The organism is Pseudoxanthomonas mexicana (assembly GCF_014397415.1).
GTDB lineage: Bacteria > Pseudomonadota > Gammaproteobacteria > Xanthomonadales > Xanthomonadaceae > Pseudoxanthomonas_A > Pseudoxanthomonas_A mexicana.
Genome location: NZ_CP060731.1, coordinates 353,970 through 374,865, shown reverse-complemented (window position 1 = coordinate 374,865; position 20,896 = coordinate 353,970). Strand labels below are relative to the sequence as shown.

15 protein-coding genes and 1 riboswitch are annotated in these 20,896 nt (G+C 68.4%); of the genes, 3 read left to right on the top strand and 12 right to left on the bottom strand.

Annotated features, from left to right (window positions below; genetic code table 11):
- Positions 1-16 precede the first annotated feature (16 nt).
- From IAE60_RS01830 to IAE60_RS01790, 9 genes are all read right to left on the bottom strand, one after another.
- Complete coding sequence (locus IAE60_RS01830; protein ID WP_187573639.1) at positions 17-856, bottom strand: cyanophycinase; 840 nt, start codon at positions 854-856, stop codon at positions 17-19.
- Positions 857-872: 16 nt separating this feature from the next.
- Positions 873-2,048: a beta-aspartyl-peptidase gene (gene iadA, locus IAE60_RS01825; protein ID WP_187573638.1), complete on the bottom strand. Its 1,176-nt coding sequence runs from the start codon at positions 2,046-2,048 to the stop codon at positions 873-875.
- A 408-nt stretch (positions 2,049-2,456) separates the two neighbouring features.
- On the bottom strand, positions 2,457-3,560 hold the full coding sequence (locus tag IAE60_RS01820; protein WP_187573637.1) for a toxic anion resistance protein: 1,104 nt from the start codon (positions 3,558-3,560) through the stop codon (positions 2,457-2,459).
- Positions 3,557-4,249, bottom strand: a complete 693-nt coding sequence (locus tag IAE60_RS01815) for a hypothetical protein (RefSeq protein WP_187573636.1) — start codon at positions 4,247-4,249, stop codon at positions 3,557-3,559. The genes IAE60_RS01820 and IAE60_RS01815 overlap by 4 nt, the downstream gene beginning before the upstream one ends.
- Positions 4,246-9,570, bottom strand: coding sequence for a DNA repair ATPase (locus IAE60_RS01810; RefSeq protein WP_187573635.1), 5,325 nt, complete (start codon positions 9,568-9,570; stop codon positions 4,246-4,248). The genes IAE60_RS01815 and IAE60_RS01810 overlap by 4 nt, the downstream gene beginning before the upstream one ends.
- A gap of 87 nt (positions 9,571-9,657) precedes the next feature.
- Positions 9,658-11,631, bottom strand: coding sequence for a flotillin family protein (locus IAE60_RS01805; RefSeq protein WP_187573634.1), 1,974 nt, complete (start codon positions 11,629-11,631; stop codon positions 9,658-9,660).
- Between the two features lie 30 nt (positions 11,632-11,661).
- Complete coding sequence (locus IAE60_RS01800; protein WP_187573633.1) at positions 11,662-12,297, bottom strand: hypothetical protein; 636 nt, start codon at positions 12,295-12,297, stop codon at positions 11,662-11,664.
- A 16-nt stretch (positions 12,298-12,313) separates the two neighbouring features.
- Entirely contained in the window at positions 12,314-12,976 is a 663-nt protein-coding gene (locus IAE60_RS01795) for a PspA/IM30 family protein (protein WP_187573632.1), read from the bottom strand.
- Positions 12,976-13,617 (bottom strand): YjfI family protein, encoded by a 642-nt coding sequence (locus IAE60_RS01790; protein ID WP_162108258.1) that lies wholly within the window; start codon positions 13,615-13,617, stop codon positions 12,976-12,978. The genes IAE60_RS01795 and IAE60_RS01790 overlap by 1 nt, the downstream gene beginning before the upstream one ends.
- A gap of 251 nt (positions 13,618-13,868) precedes the next feature.
- On the opposite strand from IAE60_RS01790, the gene IAE60_RS01785 reads away from it, so the two are divergent.
- The gene (locus IAE60_RS01785) at positions 13,869-14,954 is read left to right on the top strand and encodes a glycerophosphodiester phosphodiesterase (protein ID WP_187573631.1); all 1,086 of its coding nucleotides are present in this window, start codon (positions 13,869-13,871) and stop codon (positions 14,952-14,954) included.
- Positions 14,955-14,961: 7 nt separating this feature from the next.
- On the opposite strand, the gene fabB is transcribed toward IAE60_RS01785, so the two are convergent.
- On the bottom strand, positions 14,962-16,170 hold the full coding sequence (fabB, locus tag IAE60_RS01780) for a beta-ketoacyl-ACP synthase I (RefSeq protein ID WP_187573630.1): 1,209 nt from the start codon (positions 16,168-16,170) through the stop codon (positions 14,962-14,964).
- The gene (gene fabA / locus IAE60_RS01775; RefSeq protein WP_185894387.1) at positions 16,170-16,685 is read right to left on the bottom strand and encodes a 3-hydroxyacyl-[acyl-carrier-protein] dehydratase FabA; all 516 of its coding nucleotides are present in this window, start codon (positions 16,683-16,685) and stop codon (positions 16,170-16,172) included. Before fabA ends, fabB begins: the two co-directional genes overlap by 1 nt.
- Positions 16,686-16,900: 215 nt before the next feature.
- Between fabA and dinB the strand changes: the two genes are divergently transcribed.
- On the top strand, positions 16,901-17,971 hold the full coding sequence (dinB, locus tag IAE60_RS01770) for a DNA polymerase IV (protein ID WP_187573629.1): 1,071 nt from the start codon (positions 16,901-16,903) through the stop codon (positions 17,969-17,971).
- Positions 17,972-18,093: 122 nt separating this feature from the next.
- Positions 18,094-18,570: a hypothetical protein gene (locus tag IAE60_RS01765; protein WP_187573628.1), complete on the top strand. Its 477-nt coding sequence runs from the start codon at positions 18,094-18,096 to the stop codon at positions 18,568-18,570.
- Between the two features lie 46 nt (positions 18,571-18,616).
- On the opposite strand, the gene btuB is transcribed toward IAE60_RS01765, so the two are convergent.
- Entirely contained in the window at positions 18,617-20,482 is a 1,866-nt protein-coding gene (gene btuB, locus IAE60_RS01760; protein ID WP_187573627.1) for a TonB-dependent vitamin B12 receptor, read from the bottom strand.
- Between the two features lie 119 nt (positions 20,483-20,601).
- Positions 20,602-20,819, bottom strand: a riboswitch (cobalamin riboswitch).
- Between the last annotated feature and the right edge of the window lie 77 nt (positions 20,820-20,896).

The window sequence follows — 20,896 nt, the reverse complement described above, 5'->3', positions numbered from 1 at the left end:
ATGTCCCCTTGTCGGATCAGGTCTTGCGGGTCGCCAGTCGGCCGGCCGAAGCCCGCCGCGTATGCAGGTTGAAGGTGGCGCCGGCGATCAGGATGTGGACGCCCAGCCCCAGCAGGCAGACGGGATCGTCCTCGCCGGCCTGGGCCATTGAGGAGAACTGCAGGTCGTGAGCGTCGACCACGGTGACCGCGCCGCTGCCTTCGACCTCGAGCGTATCGTCGGGGGAGATGAAGGCGGCGGTGTCCTCGTCCAGGCCGATGCCGATCGCGAACGGGTTGTAGCCCAGCGCCGCGGTCAGGCGGCCCAGACGGTCGCGCTGGCGGAAGTGCTGGTCGATCACGAAGCGGTTGGTCAGGCCCAGCCCCGGCGCCAGGCGCACGCTGCTGGCGCGCGGCGACGAGCCCTCGGCACCGAAGGCGATCATGTGCTCGCTCAGGAACCCGGCACCGGCGCTGGTGCCGGCCACCGTCACCCCCTGGGCGTTGCGCAGGCGGATGCAGCGCGCCACCTGGGTGCCACCGAGGATGGTGGACAGGCGCAGCTGGTTGCCGCCGGTGAAGAAGATGCCGCTGGCCTCCGCCAGCCGCGCCAGACGGCCTTCCTCCTGGCAATCGCGGCGGGTGTCGAAGTCCAGCACCTCGACCCGCGCCGCCCCCATGCCCTGGAACAGCGTCTCGTAGCGGGTGCCGGAATCCTTCAGCCGGCTCGCGGTCGGGATGACGACAATGTCGGCGTCGGCGCCGCCGCTCAGTTCGACGAAACGCGCCAGGATGCGCGGGTTGGTGTCCTTGTCCTCTGCGCCGCCGATCGGGATGATCCAGCCGCGGTGTTCCCCGTTGACGGGCTTGCTTGGCATCGAGTGCTCCGGTGCTTCAGGTGTCTTGCGATTCGAACGTACCACGCCGCAGCACCGCGCCATCGCGCAGGTGCGGGCGGCCACCGGCGAACACGTCGGTCACCGCGCCGTCGGCGTCCAGCGCCACCAGGTCCGCGTCGGCACCCACCGCGATGCGGCCCTTGCCCGGCAGCCGCAGCAGCCCGGCGACGTTGGACGTGAAGGCCGGCAGCGCGTCCTGCAGGGCGATGCCGCGGGTCAGCAGCTCGCGCAGCGTGTCGACCAGGGCGCCGGAGTGGCCGACGTCCATGCTGCACACGCGGCCCTGCGCGTCGAAGCAGGGCAGGCAGCCGCCGGCGTCGGAACTGACGGTGACCCGATCGCGCGGTGCGCCGCTGTCGAGGTAGCGGACCAGCGCATCGGCCGCGCTCCATGCGTCCTCGCCTTCGTCCACCGGGAAGGCGGTGATGTCGATGCTGCAGCCGCGCCGCGCCAGCGCAATGGCTTCCTCGAACAACGCCTTGCGCCGATTGACGTGGGTCGGGTTGAACACCCGCGGGGGCAGTTCGCTCTGGTCGAGCGCGCGCCGCACCAGGTCCAGGCCGCGCGAGCCGTCGCCCAGGTGCAGGTGGACGATGCCCGCCTTGCCGGTCATCAGCCCGGCCACGTGCGCTTCGGACGCGATCCGCAGCAATTCGTCCAGGGTCGGCTGGCTGGAGCGGTGATCGCTGATCGCCAGCTCGCCCACGCCGATCAGGCAATCGATGAAGACCAGGTCCGCACGCACGCTGCCAGTCAGGGTGGCCGGCGGCAGATGGTAGCCGCCGGCATATCCCCAGGCCGACAGGCCTTCCTCGCGCAGTGCGTTGACGTGGGCCAGCAGTTCGCGCGTGCCGCGGGCGACATCGTCGGTGCCCAGCAGGCCGACCACCGTGGTCACGCCGCTGCGGGTATAGCGCGACAGCGTCGGCGCAGGCACCCGGCTGGCGAAGCCGGCCTCACCGCCGCCGCCGGTGACGTGCACGTGGCCGTCGATCAGCCCCGGCAGCAGCCGACGGCCACTGAGGTCCAGCACCTGCGCGCCGAAGGCGGCGGGAAGATCGGGTGCATCGGTCCCGATCCAGAGCACCTTGCCGCCACCAAGCAGCAGATCACGGCGCCCCAGCGATTCGGGCGCGTACACCTCCGCGTTGCGGATCAGGGTGGTCGTCATCGGCGGTCGATCGTCCTGTCCATGCTTCCTGCCAGCAGGCGCTTGTCAGGATGGCATGCCCAGGCCTTCAACCCACTGGCCTGACGGGAGGTGACATAGGCGTCGTCGCTCATCTTCTTCTCTTCGATCCGATGCTGTCCCGGCGCGGTCATCCGTGCGGCGGGCCAGTTTAACCGCGCGGGAGCGCGTTGGCCGCGCCGAGCGAAGGAAAGCGCAGCGTCGGGACCGAAGAAATCGTCGATAACGTGATGTGACGTGACGCAGTGGCGTCGACAGGCTCCACCATGCCGCAGCCCCCGTCGCCAGCATCGAATCCGGAAAGGCGCACACGCCGATCTTCGCCGTCCACGCGCACTGCCAATGCGGCGATGCGTGGACCTGGCCGGCAGCGGGTGCGTCCTACGCGCGCTACGGCGTGCCGTTGCCCGCCGTCGGCAGCGCCAACCGCTTCTCCAGGTCCTCGCGCATGTCGACGAGCTCCGTCGAAAGCTGCCTGCGCCTGGCCATGCCTTCTCGGTGGATCTCGCGGACTTCCTCCACCGTGCGGATGAGGGTCTCGTTGACGGTGCGCAGGGTCTCGATGTCGATCACCGAGCGCTGGTTGGCGCGTGCGGTGCCGACGGCGGTCGAATGGACCAGTTCGGCGTTCTTGCGCATCAGTTCGTTGCTGGCGTCGTCGATGGCATTGGCCAGTTCGACCGCGTTGCGCTGGTCGGCCAGCGACAGCTGGATGGCGAACTGGTTGCGCCACATCGGGATGGTGATGTCGCGCACGGCGCTGAACTTCTCGATCAGCTGGATCGCGTTGGCCTGGATCAGGCGGATCATCGGCAGTGTCTGGTCGGCCGCGTGCTGCAGTACCTGCAGGTCGGACACGCGCTTGTCGATCAGGCGCAGTGCGGTATCGAGGGCGGCACGGCGCGTGCGGGATTCCGGATCTTCCTTCCCCGACAGCGACGCCAGCTCCGCCTCCAGTTCGGCGATGCGCACGCGGCCGGCGGCCACATGCACGCCCAGCTCGCGGCGTTCTTCCAGCACGATGTCGTGCATCTGGTCGTACTCGCGCACGCGCTGCTGCTGGATCTGCTGGGTCTTGCCGACGTCGGCCATCAGCTGGTCGATCTGGCGATTGGTGGAGCTGTAGCGCTGGACCAGGTCATCCCTGGTCGCGCGCATCTTGTCGATCAGCGGGCCGAGGATGGGCAGCTTCGAGCGACCATGGAACGATTCGAGGTTGAGCGAGCGGGCGATGCGCACGACTTCGCCCAGCTTGTCGCCGCTGCTGTCCAGATCGGCGTTGCGGACCTTGTCCAGCAGTTGCGTGCTGAAGGCGCTGGTCTTGGTGGTCGCTTCGCGGCCGTAGGTGTGCAGGTTGCCGGGCGCGATGTCCTGCAGCGCCTTCGTGGCCTCCTGGATGCGCGGGATGTCGGCGCTTTCCAGGCCCAGGTCGGTCAGCAACTGCGGCGACAGCGCCGCGGGCACGAGCGTCTGTTCGGGGTTCGTCGTCGTCATGGGGCCTCCTGGGTGTGGGTGGTGCGCGCCGACGTCGCGGATACGACGGGCGGCGCGGGCAGGTGTTCGATATGGGCTTCCAGTGCGTCTATCGTCTGCATGGCGGAGGATAGCTGCATTCCGTGGCCGGCACCGGCGGCGACGCCCAGCTGCTGGTCCAGCAGCACGGTGAGCCGCGGCAGCTGCTGCGCGTGGCGCTCGGCGATGGCGAGCGCATTGGCGGCGACGAGGTCCAACTGGCTGGCGGTCACCTCGTAGGCGCTGCGCAGGGTGATGAGATGCGTTAGGCGCGGTATGCCGCCTTCCGTCGTGGCCTGCTGGTGCGCGAGTCCGTCGATCTCGTGCTGCAGCTTCGCACAGGCCTCGCGCAACTGCTGCGCATGCGTGACGAGCGTTGCGTGCTGGTTGCGCAGCCGGGATGCCTCGAAGCCGGCCTGCCGCAGCAGGATGCCGCTGCGTTCGCGCAGCGACCGTGCCTCGGCGGCGAGACGGATGTCGCGACCGAGCAGCCGGCCCCAGAAACCGACGCTCCGGCGCAAGGCGCGCGGATCGGCGGACAGCAGCACCGTACGCAGGTCGCGCAGCGTCGCCTGCAGATCGCCCGCGCCGGCCTGGGCCAATGCGCGGATGGCGGCGGCGTGCTCGGCCACGCCGAGGGTGTCGGCGTCCGGGGGAAGCGGCAGGCTCACGTCCGCGGCTCTCCTTCTTCATCCGTGTCGGGCGTCGATGGCGATATGTCCAGGATGGGCGTCGGACGTTCTTCCTTGAAGGCGAGGCTGGCGATGACCTGGTCGAATTCCGCTTCGCGCGGCGACCGGGCCTTCGCCTTGCGCGTACCTGCAGACGCCGGGGCCGGCCCGTGGCTGCGCATCGCCTGTGCCAGCGCGACGACGGCAGCGTTGAGCTGGTCCTGCCGCACCATCGTCTGCTGCAGGGCTTCCAGCACGGGAGCAGTATCGAGCACAGGCGCCACGGGAGCGGACGTGGAAGGCGTGGTCGTCTCCGGCGTGCGCAGTGCATGCAGGGCGGAAAGCAATGCCTCCCATGGCGCAGGGGCAGGGGGTTCCACAGGGACAGGTTCGCCGAGCCGCTGCAGACCGACGGCGATGTCGGCCAGTTGCGCGACCACACGGCCACCGACATCCGCATCCTCCGCGCCCATCGCCTTGTTGCGCAGGAAGTCGGCCTTGATCTGCTGCCAGCGTGCCTGTTCCTCGGCGGTCAGCGTGCCGCGCAGCTCGCCGAGCTTGAGCAGGTTCTCCTCGGCGCCGGTGGTCAGCAACTGCGCTTCGCCCAGGTAGTGGTCGGAAATCAACTGCTGCAGCTCGGCAGCATTCATCACCGGCGAGATCTTTTCCGCCAGCTTGTTCATGTTGCGGTAGCTGCCCTGCAGCCGGAAGGGCGGCTCCACCCGGTATTTGTCCGCCTGCGCGGCACTGGCGATGTACTGCTGGTTGACGCGGTAGACCATGTCGCGCACGGTCAGCAGGCGCTGCAGCACCGCGACGATCTCGCCGATCTCCGCGCCGCTGTAGGCATGCGAGAGCTGGTTGGTGCTGACGTCTTTTCCGCGCGCCTTGTCGACCAGCAGGTAGAGGTCGGCCATGTCGCGGGTGGCGAGCGGGGCCAGTACCGGATTCGACGTCAGACAGTTCTCCACGTAGCTCAGCAGGAAGGCGTCTTCCATGCCGCCGAGCACATCGCCCAGGTTGTAGATATCGGCGCGGTTGGCCAGCATGTCCGGGATCTTGAAGACTTCGCCGGATTCCGTGTACGGATTGCCCGCCATCACCACCGCGAACTTGCGCCCGCGCATGTCGTAGGTCTTGGTCTTGCCGCGCCAGACACCCTCGATGCGGCGCGTGCCGTCGCACAGCGAGATGAACTTCTGCAGGAACTCCGGATGCGTGTGCTGGATGTCGTCCAGGTACAGCATCACGTTGTTGCCCATCTCCAGCGCCAGGTTGAGCTTCTCCAGCTCCTGCCGCGAGGTCGCATCCGGCGCCTGCGCCGGATCCAGCGAACGCACCTCGTGGCCGAGCGCCGGGCCGTTGACCTTCATGAAGACCAGCCCCAGCCGGTGCGCCACGTATTCCATCAGTGTGGTCTTGCCGTAGCCGGGCGGCGAAATCATCATCAGCAGGCCCATCAGGTCGCTGCGCTTGTTCTCGCCGACGGTGCCCATCTGCTTGGCGAGGTTGTCGCCGATGACGGGCAGGTAGACGTCGTTGATCAGCCGGTTGCGCACGAAGGAGCTCAACGGACGCGCCTTGAACTCGGACAGGCGCATCGCCGCGCGCTCCCGCTGTGCCACTTCGCCGCGCAATGCCTGGTACTGCTGCCATGCCGGCAGGAACTGTTCGCGGTGCGCGGCGAAGCGGGCCGGCAGATCGTCCACCGCCAGCGCCAGGCGTCCCTCGCGGATGCGCGCGTGTTCGCCCAGCAGGCCGTCGACGGTGGCCATCAGCGTGACGTGTTCGACCACGTGGGTCAGGTGCGGGCCATGCCGTAGCAGCGCGATGGCTTCCGGCACGTAGACGGCGAGATGTGCGTGGTCGGGCAGGGCGGTCAGGGCTTCGAGCGCCTGCCGGAGCAGCGACCACGCCGCGGCGGGTTTCGCCTCCAGCCGTTGCAGTGCGCTGGCCAGCACGGCACCGCCGGCATCGTCGACCAGGCGCGCGCGGAGCGCGGATGCCAGGGCGTCGGCGTAGTGGGTGAACCGGAAGGTCGGTGTCGCCGTGGTGACGGTGTCCACCAGGAACGTGGCCGCCGCCGTCGCATCGGTGGTGACGAAGGGCAGCGCATCGCGCTGCATCCATTCGCAGATCGTGGCCGCCAGCTCGTCGCGCAGCGTCGCCACGGCGCGGCCCGCCGACGACAGGGCATCGATCGCGCGGGAGGCCCGGATGCGGTCGATCGCCTCCTGCGGCATCGCGTCGCTGCGGCACCACCAGGCGACCGCAAGCGCACGCGCGGCCGGCGCGTGCCGCAAGGTGCCCGCGGCATTGCGCAAGGGAAGGAAGGCGCGCAGGATCGCCGCCGCGTCGTGGTCGTGGATGCCCTTCTCGTAGCCTTCGCGATAACGCGGCGCGGCGTACTCGCGGACGATCCTGTCGAGCGCTTCGGGATCGGCCAGCGCTTGCTCCAGCGCCTGCACGCGCAGTCCGCCTTCGCCCGCCAGCGCGTCGTCCAGCAGACGGCACGCAAGATACTCGCCGCGGTAGAGCGAGGGCGATTCGGATTCGAGGCTGACGTCCCAGTAGGCGCGCAGCGCATCCAGTGCCGGTTCCTGCAGCGGCTCCAGGTAGTCGGTACCGGTCAGGTGCACGGCCAGCGTGTCGCCGCGCGGGATCAGCGTCAGGTCCAAGGGCTGCGTGTTGACGCTGAAACGGTGGCGCGGACCGAGACGGATGACATTGCCGCCATCTTCGAAAAGATCGCTGCGGTCGCGCAGCGCGCGCACCGCCTGGTCGCGCGCGCCCTTGATCCGCGCCTCGATGTCGTCGGCCTTCACCGAGTCCTTCAGCTCGCGCAGGCGGCCGGCCAGCTCGCGCAGCTTCAGGATCAGGGCGTCGCCGGCGAAGAAGGCGTTGAGTTCGTCCGGCGTGGTGAAGCGCTCGGTACGCCGACCGAGGCCCTCCAGGATGCGGTTGGCCGCTTCCTGCACCGACTGCGCCTTGCGCTGGCGCTCGTCGAGCAGCGCCTGCTTGTGCGCCTCGAAGGCGTCCAGCATCTCCTCGCGCTTGGACAGGATGTCGCTGAGGAACTGTTCGTGTTCGCCGAACTGGCTCTCCAGTTCCTCCAGCTGCACCATCAGGCGCGATAGCTGCTCATCGGCACGCTCCGGCGTAGTGGCCATCGCCAATGCGTTGCTCACGGCCTGGCTGAAGAGCGTGAACTGCGCGCCGAACTGGGCGACGGCTTCGGCGGAGCCGAGCTCGCGGCGTCGCTGGGTGGCGCGTGCGCGGGTCTGGTTGAGGCGGGCGTAGATGGCCGACAGCGCGTCGACCACGCGGGTTCGCTGGGTCGCGTCGTCCACCCGCAGTGTCGCCATCAGCTCGGACAGCATGTCGAGTTCGCCGGCCATGCCCTGCATGGCCTCGATGGCGTCGGCCAGTTCGCGCGCACTGGCGGCCTTCTGCGCGCGTGCATCCAACTCGATCAGGCGCTGCTGGAAGGGCGCGAGTGCCTTCTCGCCGCCGAGGAACTCCCCGGTCGCCGCGCCGACCCGCTCGTGCGCCTCCTGCAGCGCGGCCGTCATGGCGTCGATGGCGGCGGTATCGATGTAGCGGAAGTCGCGCAGCGTCAACAGGTGCCCACGCAGCCGGGAGACCGCGCCCAGTGCGTCGACGAACTCGCCGATGCCGTTCCATCCCTCCGGCTGCAGCCGGCCGAGCAGGGCACGGTGGTCGCGCTGCGCCTGTGCCATTGCCGTCTCGGACTGGCGCCGGATTTCCTGCACCTTCTCGTACTCGTCCAGCACCGATTCGCCGGTGCCGGCGATCTCGTGCAGCAACGTGGCCAGGCCGTCGCACTGGGCGTCGTCGATCCAGTGGTGCAGGTCGAACAGGCGTCGCGTGCCGTGCGTCAGCAGCTGGTAGCGCTGCGCGGACACGTCCGGTCGTTCGATTTCGCGGGCCAGGTCGAACAGGTTCGAGACCGCGCGCACCAGTTCGGCGTTGCCGAGCTTCGCCATGAACGAGGTGCCCGCCGGGCGCGTTGCAGCGAACTCGTCGGAACTGAAGGGCGTCTGCCATACCTGCATCGGGTGGACGCGAGTGGGGTCGTCGTTCTCGGCGCGGAACAGCACCATGCGCCCGTCGTGCAGGCGCGCATAGCCGTGCGCGAGCACCGGCGGCTGCAGGCGGCGCTGCACCAGGTTGTAGACGAGCAGGGCGGCCTGGCCGGTCTCGCGCTCGTAGAAGACGTACATCACGTCTTCGCCGTTCGGCGAACGGATCGTGCGCTTGTACTGCATGTGCTGCACGGCGGCGTCGAAGGCCTTGTGTTCGCCGTTCTGCAGGTAGTAGCCGCCCGGGAAGATGATGCCGTGGTCCTCGGGCAGCTGGATGCAGGCCTGCACGATGGCATCCAGCCGGGTCGCTTTGCCGGTCTGCGTGTTGTAGACCAGTCCGCGCCACGTGCTTTCGCGGTACGGCAGCACCTTGAGCAGGATCAGCGAGCCCACGCGCGCGAACTCGATGTGCGCGTCGTCCAGCGACTGCGTGCGGTCCTCGACCGGTTCGCTGTAGACGCCCGCGCCGGTCTCCGTGTTGTTCTCCACCTTCAGCGTCAGGTCGCCGCCGATGGTCTCGACGAACAGGGTGTCGAGGATGTTCAGGTGCGGGTGGCGGCCGCTGACTTCCATGTCCTTGGTCGCCCGCGTCCATTCGAAATCGAACGGGGGCGGCAGCACGATGTCGCGCTCGCCGCGCGCATCAAGGTAGTTCACCTCGCCCTCGGCCGTAAGCGTCCAGCGGAACACCCGCACGTCCGTGTTCTTCAGGCCGATCTGGAAGGCCATCAGCAGGCGGCCGTCACGGACGATCAGCTGCAGCAGCCGCGCGTCCTTGTAATAGCTGTACAGCTCGCTGAAGTCGCGCTGGAACGCATCATCGGCCAGGAAGGTCGCCGCGATGTCGACCGGCGCCACATCGTAGCCATCGCCCGTCTCCACCAGCCGGTAGATGCCGAACACGTCGGCGACCGAGGTGGTCGCCTTCAGGCCCATGTAGACGTTGAAGCCGAACAGCAGCAGGTCGCCGACCTGCACGATGTCGCGCCCGACGGAGTTGTGCTCGGTGCGTATGCGCAGGCGGCCAATGGCCTCCATGCGGCTGTCGCCGAACTCCTGCAGGCGGCGCGTGTTCAGTGCTTCGACGAGCGCACGCAGACGCGCGCCCTGCTCGTCGAGGCGCCGGCGAAGCACATCGTAGGCGCCGCCCTGGGCGACGGCCTGGTCGACCTGCGTCTCGGCGGAGGGAGCATCGGTATTCGGCGTATCGGACATCGGACCTCATCCTCGCCCGTCCTGGGCGGTCGATGCGGAAATCAGGGCCGGCGCACATCGTCGCCGGCCCGGCTCAGGCACAGGACGTCAGGCGTCGGTGGCTTCCGCCGGCCTACCGGGTGCGGGCAGGCCGCTGCCCGCCAGGCGTCCCAGCAGCTGCGAGGCGATCGGACTCTCGCCGACGATGCCTTCCAGCGCCTTGCCCAGCGAGATGCCCTTGGTCAGTGCGTTGAAGACGCCGCCGTCGCCACCGATCAGTTCGATGTTGGCGTTCTTCAGTGCCCCGGCCAGCACTTCGGCGTTCTCGCGCGAGATCGCCTTGCCGGCGTCGATCGACGCCAGCAGCTGGCGCAGCTGGGTTTCCAGCAGCATGCGGAACTCCTCGTGGCTGCGCGCATCCGGGCTCATCTTGCCCATCGCATCGAACTTCGAGGTCAGGCCCTCGGCCTCGGCGGACATCTTCTTGGCGATGTTGCTGGCTTCGGCATCGCCCATCGCCTGCGTCGCGCTGGCGTTGGCCTGGCCCAGCTTCTGCGCGCCTTCGGCTTCGGCGGTCAGGCGTTCGGTCAGCACGCGCGCGTCGGCATTGCCCTGCTTGTAGGTGGCGTCGGCCTTGGCTTCCAGCACGCGGGCCTCGGCCAGGCCGGTCTTCTCCATGGCCACGGCGTTGGCTTCCCGTACCTGCGCTTCGGCCAGGCCGGGCGCGGCGCTTTCGGCGCGCACGCCGTCGGCCAGCACGCGCTTGGCTTCGGCCTGCTTGCCGGCGGCCTGCAGTTCCGCCTCGGCCAGCACGGTCATCTCGACGGCGCGGTGGCGCGCGGCTTGTTCTGCCGCTTCGGCGGCCTTCACGTCCTTGACCAGCGTCTCCTGGGCAGCTGCCTCCGCTGCCAGCACGGTCACCTGCTTGGCACGGTCGGCCTCGGCGACCTCGCGGGTCTCCTTGATCTTCTCTTCGGCCACGGCGACGGTCTGCTCGATCTGGGTCCGCTCGCGCACGACGTTCGCCACTTCCATGCGGCCCTGCTCGACCACCTTGTCGCGGTCGACTTCCTGCATCTGCACTTCCTTCTCGGTGTTGACGCGTTCCAGCTGCTCGGCGCGGGCCACGCGCTCGAGCTCGATGGCGACGGCGCGGCGACGGTTCTGCTCGGCGACTTCCACCTGGCGCAGCTGTTCCTGCTCGCGGATCTTGATCTGCTCTTCGGTCTCCAGGCGCGCGCGCTCGGACACCTGGCGCTGCTCTTCGATCACCTTGGCGGTTTCGGCCGCCTCGCGGGCGCGCACGGTCTCGACCTCGCGCTGCTGGCGCGCTTCGGCCTCGGCCTGCTGGCGTTCCAGCGCCAGCAGCGCCTCGCGGGCTTCGGTGTTCTTCTTGGTGATGGCGAGCTTCTCGTTCTGCTCCAGCTCGTTGGTCTGCACGTTCTGGCGCGCGGTCAGCTCGGTGATCTTGCGGATGCCTTCGGCGTCCAGGATGTTGCTGGGGTCGAGCAGGTGCTTGGGCGTCTGCTCCAGGTAGTCGATGGCGACGTCCTCCAGCACGTAGCCGTTGAGGTCCTGGCCGATGACGGCGACGATCTCGTCGCGGAACTCCTGGCGCTTGTCGAACAGCTCGGTGAAGTCGAACTTCTTGCCGACTGTCTTCAGCGCCTCGGAGAACTTGGCGTTGAACAGTTCGTCCACCGCGTGCTTGTCCGAGGCGCGGTCGGCGCCGATCGCCTTGGCCACGCGCAGCACGTCGCCAGGGGTCTCGTTGACGCGCAGGTAGAACGCCACCGCGATGTCCGCGCGCATGTTGTCCTTGCAGACCAGGCCTTCCTTGCCGCGACGGTCGACCTGCAGGGTGATCAGGCTGATCTTCATCAGCTCGGCCTTGTACAGCACGGGGATGATCAGTGCGCCGGTGAAATGCACCTTGGGCTGCGAGCTCATGTCGTTGACGATGAGGGCCGTGCCCTGTTCGACCTTCTTGTAGAAGGCCTTGAAGATGCCGATGAAGCCCAGTCCCAGCACCAGCAGGACGCCGAGGCCGATGACGAAGGGAAGGATCGATGCAGTGCTCATTGCGGAACTCCTTGTAGACGGCGCGGGTGCTTACTGCTGGTGGAAGGTGGTTTCGGACATGACGCGGTAGGTGTTGTCGGACTCCAGGTGCTCGATCAGCACGACGCGGTCGCCGCGCGCCAGCCGTTCGCCCGGCAGCGTGCGGACCTGCAGGATCAGGCCGGCGCCGCCGTCGTCGAACTGGGCGCGCCCCGTGTCGGCATCGGCGTACGGCGAGATCACCGCGCCGGCGCGACCGAGCACGGACGGCGGCACCGGGGGGCGCAGGCGTGCGATCACGGCGGCCAGCGGGCGCAGCAGCAGCGACGTCACCAGCGCGCCGGGCAGCAGTGCGACGATCAGCGTGCCTGCACCGGCGATCCAGCGCAGGCCATCCGGCAGGTGCTGCAACAGGAACAGGTGCGCGAAGTAGGTGATCAGCCAGCCGAAGAAGGACAGGACCGTCAGGACCAGCATCATCGGCACGCCGGACAGGCCAAGCCTGGCCACCATGCCGGCCACCACGTTGGGTTCGGCCGTGTCGCCGTCGGTGGTCAGCCAGCCATCGACCGCGTCGAAATCGACAATGCCCGTGGCCGCCAGCAACCAGTACACCGTGCAGAACGCGAGCAGCACGCTGTACACCAGCGTGGGAAAGGTCAGGACGGTGTTCAGGAACTCGGTCATCGTGGCTCCCCCAGATTCAGCGCTTGCGCGCGGACGATGTGATGCGTTTGCGTGCGCGGTCCAGCACGGCCTGTGCCGGATCGTCGGCGGTCTTGCGGTGCTTGCGCTGGCCCGTGACGCCTGTCCCCTCAATGGGCGCACGGCGTTGTTTCATGCGCGCCGCGGAGGCGAACGCGGGTTCCGGATACAGTGCATCGCCGGGCTGGCGCCGCGCCACCGTTGCCTGTGCGCGCTGCAGGCGGTTGGATGCGCGCAGGATATCCAACTGGTGTTTCAGTCGGCGCAGACGGCCCTCGAGCTGTTCGACCACGTGCGCGAACTGGCGCTCCTGCGTGCCCAGCACGTGCCCCTCGTGCATCCGCTGGCTGCGTTCGGCCTCCAGGTGGACGACCTGGTCCGCGGCCGTACGCGCCAGCGTCGCGCGTCCCTGCTTCAGCGCGGTTTCCACCCGGGCCTCCGCTTCGCCGATGCGGGCGGTGATGGCGGCCTGGTGCTGCTCGTTGGCCACGCGCCGCGCCTTCGCCGCCGCATGCTCGCCGCGTGCGCCGTGCAGGGCGTCGTCGATGGCGCGGATCTCCTCGTCCAGCAAGCGTTCGGCACGGTCGCCCAGTACCGCATCGGCGACGCCTTCCATGCCTTCCTGGATGCGCTTGAACAGGGTCTTCAGCGTGTCGGGCATCAGGCCTTCCTCCGCGTAGCCGTCCGCAGGAAGGGGCGATAGGCCTCTGTGGCGCTGATGACGTTCTCGGCCAGCGTCTCGATCTCGAACATCACATTGGCGAGGCTTGAGTGCGTATCCAGCGCGCCGAACATGGTGTAGCCCGCCACGCCGCCTATACGCTGCAAACCGATCGTCGAGAGAGGCAGCAGCACGTGGGTGCTGAGCACGTGGGCGTTGAACGCCGCCACGTCGGTGACGTCCTCGACCGGCCACAGGTAGGCCTCCACCAGGATCTGCTCGCCGCCCACGGCAAGGAACACCGACAGGTCGCCGTACTCGTGCATCACCAGATGCAGACTGGGCTCCGCGCCCTCGATGGTCTCCAGGCTGATCCGGCCGTCGCGCACGGTGCTGGCTTGCTGCAGGGCATGGCGGATGGCGGCGACGGTCCAGCCGGCTTCGGCGGGCTGGGTCGGCAGGTAAGGGATGCCAGCGTCGCGCTCGGCGTCGCGCATCGATTTCTCGATGGCGGCCAGCTCTTCGGCGTACTCGGGTCGGATCCACACGTCCTTCTTCACCAGGCCCTGCTCGCGCATGCGCTCCCGGTAGTTGCGGACATGCAACGTGGAGGCCTTGATCGCGGGACGGGTGGCTGTCATGAAATGAAAGCTATTGCTTACATGTAATGTTTGTCAAGCGGCGATGCGGCACCGACGGCAGGGGGGCTGGCGCTGTCGTCATGACGCGCCGGTGACGCCTGTCTCCCGCCTGTAACACGCGGCCTGCACAATCCTCTCCGCAACGAGGCACCTCTCTCCTCCCGCGTTGCACCAAAGCCCGGCCCTGCCGGGCTTTGTGCTTTCCGGGTGGCACCGCGCCCGTGGCATGCTGACACCATGAGGACCACTCGATGCCGTTCCGCACGTTGCTGCCGCTCCTGATGGTGGTCGCGCCTCTCATACCTGCCATCGCCGGTGAGGCGCCGGGGCGCCCCGTCGTGATCGCGCACCGGGGCGCGAGCGCGGTGCTGCCGGAGCACACGCTGGCGGCCTATGCGCGCGCCATCGAGGACGGTGCGGACTTTATCGAGCCGGATCTGGTCGCCACCCGCGACGGCGTGCTGGTCGCGCGGCACGAGAACGAGATCGGCGGCACCACCGATGTCGCGCAGCGGCCGGATTTCGCCGCCCGCAAGCGCCGGCAGGTGATCGATGGGGAGGCGTTCGAAGGCTGGTTCACCGAAGACTTCACCCTGGCCGAGTTGAAGACCCTGCGCGCACGCGAGCGATTGCCCGGACTGCGTGGCACGGCACACGACGGTCGATATGAAATCGCGACGCTGGACGAGATCATCGCGCTGGCGTCGGAGCACGCCGCGCGCACCGGTCGCAGGATAGGCCTGATTCCCGAGATCAAGCATCCCAGCCACTTCCAGCGCATCAGCCTGCCGATGGAGGAACGCCTGCTGCAGGCACTGGCGGGGCACGCGTATACGCGCGAAGTGCCGGTGGTGATCCAGTCGTTCGAACAGGCGAACCTGCGCGAGCTGCGCAAGCACCTTGGGCCTTCGCACCGGAACATCCGCCTGCTGCAGTTGCTGGGTCCGGCGGACACGCAGCCGGGCGATGCGCTGGCGGCGGGAAAGCCGACACGCTACGCAGACCTGACGACGCCCGAGGGGTTGCAGGACATCGCCGGCTATGCCGACATCATCGGGCCGTGGACGCGTCAGCTGATCCCGGTGACGGAGGACGGCGCACTGGGGGCGCCGACGCCATTGATGGCGGATGCGCGCAGGGCGGGCCTTCAGGTGTGGCCATATACCTTCCGGCCGGAGAATCACTTCCTGCCCGCCGCCCTGCAGGAAGGCGGCGACCCGCGCACGCGCAACGAGGCGGGAGCGCTTGTCGAGATCCGCGTCTATCTTGCGCTGGGGATCGGCGGCTTCTTCACCGACGATCCCGCGCTGGGGCGGCGCGCGGTGGACGCGCGCTGAACCTCACTCAGACGCGGCCGAACACCAGGCTGGCGTTGGTGCCGCCGAAACCGAAGCTGTTGGACATCACCGTGTCGAGCGTGGCGTCGCGGCTGGCCTGCACGATGGGGAAGCCCGCCGCGCCTTCGTCCAGCGTCTCGATGTTGGCCGACCCTGCGATGAAGCCATCGCGCATCATCAGCAGGCAGTAGATCGCCTCATGCACGCTGGCAGCGCCCAGCGAGTGGCCGGACAACGCCTTGGTGGAGGAGATCGGCGGCAGCGTGTCGGCGAGCGCGGTGCGGATCGCCTCGAGTTCGATGATGTCGCCCAGCGGGGTGGAGGTACCGTGGGTGTTGAGGTAGTCCAGGGGCCGGGAGACGCCTTCCAGCGCCATCCGCATGCAGCGCACGGCGCCTTCACCGGACGGCGCCACCATGTCGGCGCCATCGGAGGTCACGCCGTAGCCCAGCAGTTCGGCATGGATGTGCGCGCCGCGCTTCACCGCGTGGTCGTAGTCCTCGAGCACCAGCATGCCGCCGCCGCCGGCGATGACGAAGCCGTCGCGGTCCGCATCGTAAGGACGCGAGGCATGGGTCGGATCGTCGTTGCGCTTGCTGGACAGCGCGCCCATGGCGTCGAACATCATCGTCAGCGCCCAGTGCAGCTCTTCACCGCCACCGGCGAACATGATGTCCTGGCGGCCGGCGCGGATCATGTCCGCGGCCGCGCCGATGCAGTGCGCGGAGGTCGCGCAGGCGGCGGAGATCGAATAGCTCACGCCCTTGATCTTGAACGCGGTGGCCAGCGTGGCGGACACGGTCGAGCACATCGTGCGCGGGACCATGTACGGCCCGACCTTTCGGATGCCCCGGCTGCGCAGCAGATCGGCGGCTTCGATCTGCCATTCCGCCGAACCGCCACCGGAACCGGCGATCAGGCCGGTGCGCGGCTGGCTGACCAGCGCCTCGTCCAGGCCGGCATCGGCGATCGCATCGCGCAGGGCGATGTGCGCGAACGCGGCGGCATCGCCCATGAAGCGCTTCTGCTTGCGGTCGATCTGCGCCTCAAGGTCGATCTCCGGCGCGCCGCCCACCTGGCTGCGGAAGCCGAGTTCGGCGTACTGCGGGATATGGCGGATGCCCGAACGGCCTTCACGCAGCGCGGCCGACACGGTATCCGCATCGTTGCCCAGGCAGGAGGTGATGCCCAGGCCGGTGATGACGACGCGACGCATCAGAAGCTCTCCGTCGAGGTGAACAGGCCCACGCGCAGATCCCGCGCGGTGTAGATCTCGCGGCCGTCCACGAGCATGCGGCCGTCGGCCACGGCCAGCACCAGCTTGCGGTTGACCACGCGGCTGATGTCGATCTCGTAGCTGACGCGCTTGGCGGTGGGCAACACCTGGCCGGTGAACTTCACTTCGCCGGAACCGAGCGCGCGGCCGCGGCCCGGCGCGCCGATCCAGGTCAGGAAGAAGCCGGTCAGCTGCCACATCGCATCCAGGCCCAGGCAGCCGGGCATCACCGGATCGCCGATGAAGTGGCACTTGAAGAACCACAGGTCCGGGTGGATATCCAGTTCCGCACGCACCATGCCCTTGCCGTGCGCGCCCCCGTCCTGGCGGATCTCGGTGATGCGGTCGAACATCAGCATCGGGTCGTTCGGGAGGCGGCCACTGTCGGGGCCGAACAGTTCGCCGCGCGCGCTGGCCAGCAGCTGTTCGCGGGAGAAGGAGGCGGGGGCGTTCATGGCGGGGTCCGTTCTGCGAAGCACAAATAATGCACACATGTGCATACGCTTGTCTTGATGCAGATCAACGCGGGTTTTTCCATACGCCGGCGTACCATCGCCATAACCCAATTGCGGCAAGGGTTTGGCGAAGCCTGCCCGCATTCTGCACGCGCATGCGCATCGGATCGGAAAGCCTCCATGCGATCGCGTACGGCGGCCGATATCATCGCGTGATGCGCAAGATCATCCACATCGACATGGACGCGTTCTACGCGTCGGTGGAGCAGCGCGACGATCCGTCGCTGCGCGGACGGCCGGTGGTGGTGGCCTGGCGCGGCGAACGTTCGGTGGTGTGCGCGGCATCCTACGAAGCGCGCGTGTTCGGCGTGCGCTCGGCAATGCCGGCCGTGCGCGCGGAGCGGCTGTGTCCGCAGGCGGTGTTCGTGCCGCCGGACTTCGCACGCTACAAGGCGGTGTCGCGACAGGTGCGCGAGATCTTCCTGCGTCATACCGACCTGGTCGAACCGCTGTCGCTGGACGAAGCCTATCTGGACGTCACCGCGCCGAAGTCCGACCTGCCGACGGCCACCGCCGTGGCCGAAACCATCCGCGCGCAGATCCGCGAAGAGACGCGGCTCACCGCCTCGGCCGGCGTGGCGCCCAACAAGTTCCTGGCCAAGATCGCGTCGGACTGGCGCAAGCCTGATGGGCAGTTCGTGCTGCGGCCACACCAGGTGGAGGCTTTCCTCACACCGCTGCCGGTGGAGCGCATTCCGGGCGTGGGCAAGGTGATGCAGGGCAAGTTGAATGCGGCCGGCATCCACACCGTACGCGACCTGCGCATCTTCGACCAGCGCGATCTGGAGCAGCGCTTTGGCAGCTTCGGTGGCAGCCTGTACCGGCGCGCGCGCGGCATCGACGAGCGGCCTGTCGAACCCGACCAGCCGGTGCAGTCCATCTCCTCCGAAGACACCTTCGCGACCGACCTGCCGCTGTCGGAACTGGAACCGCATATCGTCCGCATCGCGGAGAAGGCCTGGCAGGCCAGCCGCAAGACCGAGCGCGTGGGCCGCACGGTGGTACTGAAGCTGAAGACCGCGCAGTTCCGCATCCTGACCCGCAGTTTCACCCCCGAAGCGCCGCCGGCATCGGCACAGGAGTTCGTCGATATCGCGCTGGCCCTGCGCGAACGCGTGGACCTGCCGGCCTCGACGCGCTACCGGCTGGTCGGCGTGGGCCTGTCCGGCTTCCGTGATCGCGACGAGGTCGCCACCCAGCCAGGGCTGTTCGACACCGTCGTTTGACGTCGGTCACGAGGCCGTTGTGCACGTGGCCGCTGCCTGTTGGCACTCGCTGCGCGCGCCTGCCAGCGCGTCCTGCGCTTCGGCGATAGTCTCGGCGTCGTCGACCCGAGGGGAGGCAGACGATGGATACGATTCGACAGGGTGCAGCGGCCGAGCTGTGGCAGTCGTTGGTACGCGAGGCCTGCACGCGCTGCGGACAGTCGCTGGACGAAGCGCAGGAGAGCTATCTTGTGTTCGTGCTGCTGCGGCACCAGCGCGACGGACACTTGCTGGCGCGTACGCAGGCGCTGGAATGGTTGGAGGCGCAGCTGCGCGTGGGCAGCGCACGCACCGATGCCTTGCGTGATGTCGGCGACCGCTGTCTGCTGATCGCAGGCCTGTTCCCTGCCTTGGCGCAGCGGCGCCGCGTCAGCGTGGAGTACTTCATCGACCTGGGGCGCGGCGCCTACCAGGGCGTGGCCGACAGCGGGCGCAGCGCCTATGCGGACCTGTTCGCTCAGCTGGCATCCACGTATCACCAGCTCGTGCACACGCTGCGGGCGGTACGCGGCGAGCCTGTCGTTTCACTGGGCTCGCATCGGCACGGCATGCTGCATTGAGGGCGCGCGCCGATGACCCGCGGGAGGCGGGTCACCGGCATCCACGTCAGTCCTGCGGCTGGTAGCGCAGGCTCAGACCATAGGTGCGCCCGGCCTGGTTGTACCAGGCGACGGTTTCGTAGTCGCGGTCGAACACGTTGCCCACCTTCGCCTGCAGCGTCCATGCCGGCGCGATGGCGTACTCCAGTCGCAGGTCCAGCGTGCTGTAGCCGCCCAGTCGATCGGTATTGGCCAGGTTGTCGTAACGCTCGCCCGCGGCGTTGAACGTCAGACCGGTGCGGAAGTCGCCGAACGCGCGGTCCACGTCGATGCGCGCGGTGTTGCGCGGACGACGGGCCAGCAGGTTGTCGTGGTTGGGGCCGGCCGAACGGTTGCGCGGATCGGTGTGGCTCAGCTGGGTGGCGATGTCGAAGCCGGCCAGCGTGAAGTCGACGGTGAACTCGGCGCCGCGGATGCGCGCCTCGTCGATGTTGTTGGGCAGGAAGATCTGAGAATCGTAGGAGATCAGCTGGTCCACCTTGTTCTGGTAGACGTTGAACGTCCAGTTCCAGGTATCCGCGTACTGCGCGATGCCCAGGTTGACGCTCTCGGATTCTTCCGGCTTCAGATCCGGGTTGCCGAAAAAGGGGTAATACAGGTCGTTGAAGCTCGGCGCCTTGAAGCCGGTGGCCACGCTCGCGGTCAGCTTCAACCCGTTGCCGAAACCGAACCCGTAGCCCAGGCTGCCGGTGGTGTGGTTGCCGAACTGCTCGTTGTCGTCGTTGCGGATGCTGGCCTGCAGCTGGTGCGCGCCGAGACGGCCCTGGTACTCGACGAAGCCGGCCAGGTTGTCGCGCCGGGTGACGGCGAACAGGGTGGTGCTTTCCACCCGATCGTCCTGCCAGTCGATGCCCGCAGTCAGCAGCTGGTTGGCGGCCACGGTGAAGTCGCCCTGCGCCGAGGCCACGTAGCGTCGCGTCTGGAAATAGCCGGACTGCACGTCGTCGTGGAAGTCGTCGGACTTGTCGTGGTTGCGGCCCAGGCTCAGCAGCAGGTTGACCTTGTCGCTGGGCGTGTAACGCAGCTTGGTGCCCAGCACCTGCTGCACGGTCTCGGAGCGGTTGGTGAAGCTGCCGTCGAACTCGCTCTTGCCCTCGGCGCGCAGCGCGTTGGCTTCCAATGCCAGCGTATCGGTGAAGGAATAGCCACCGCGCAGGGTGGCCGAGGTGTTGCGGTAGCCGTCGCGGTCGGGTTCGTCCGTGAAGCAGCCGGCACCGAACGGGTTCGCGGCATCCCCGCCGGTGCCGCGACAGGCGTTGAAGCCGTCGGTGCGCGTGTACGCCACATCGGCGCCGAACCAGCCGCGCCCGACGCCGCCGCCGATGCCGGCACTGGCTTCGCGGGTGCTGTCGCTGCCCACGCCGATGCGGACGTTCGGACGCACCTTGCCGGTGTTGCGACGGGTGAACACCTGGATCACGCCGCCGATCGCTTCCGAGCCCCACAGGCTCGAGCGCGGACCGCGGACGATCTCGACGCGGTCGATCTGGTCGATCGGCAGGTCCTGCAGCGCCGGCAGGCCGGCGGTCGCCGAGCCCATGCGCACGCCGTCCACCAGCACCAGCACGTGATCGGATTCGGCGCCGCGCAGGTTGAGCGTGGTGATCTTGCCGGCGCCGCCCTGGTTGGCGATCGAGATGCCCGCGCGGCCCTGCAGCAGCTCGCCCAGCGAGCGCGCCTGGCTGCGCTGGATCGCGTCGCGGCCGATCACCTGCGCAGGCACCAGGCTGTCTTCGACGGCGACCTCGGTACGCGTGCCGGAGACGACGACCTCGTCGAGATCGGTGGCTTCCTGCGCCTGGGCCGCGAATGGCAGCGCCATCGCGACCGCGAGGGCCAGTAGGGAAGGGGAGGAAAAGGTACGGCTCTGCATCGGAACTGCTCCATCGCGCGCCCCGCGCGCATTGTTCGGCGTGGAGTCGCGATGGAAAGGAATGCGGAGCGGACAGCGCAGGCGAAGCGGCGCGGCACGCCGCGACGCCCTCCGCATCGCAACCAGTGGACTTCCGGGCCGGTCTCCGGGCTTGCGAGCGAGTGCAGGGCACTCCGCCGGGGCGCCTTCCCATGCGTCGTGGACGCACAGTGGCCGATGCCGCGGCTTTCTTCGCCTACCGTTGCGGGGGCAGCGCCGGCATGCCGCCTGCGCGGGTCACCGGCTTCCCGTTTCAACCCGGCACGAGGCACGGGTCACCTGAAAGCGCGCGCAGTATACGGGAAGCGTGCGCCCATCGTGCCCAAGGGGCATTTCCTGGCAGGAAATCCATTGTAGGAGCGGGCCATGCCCGCG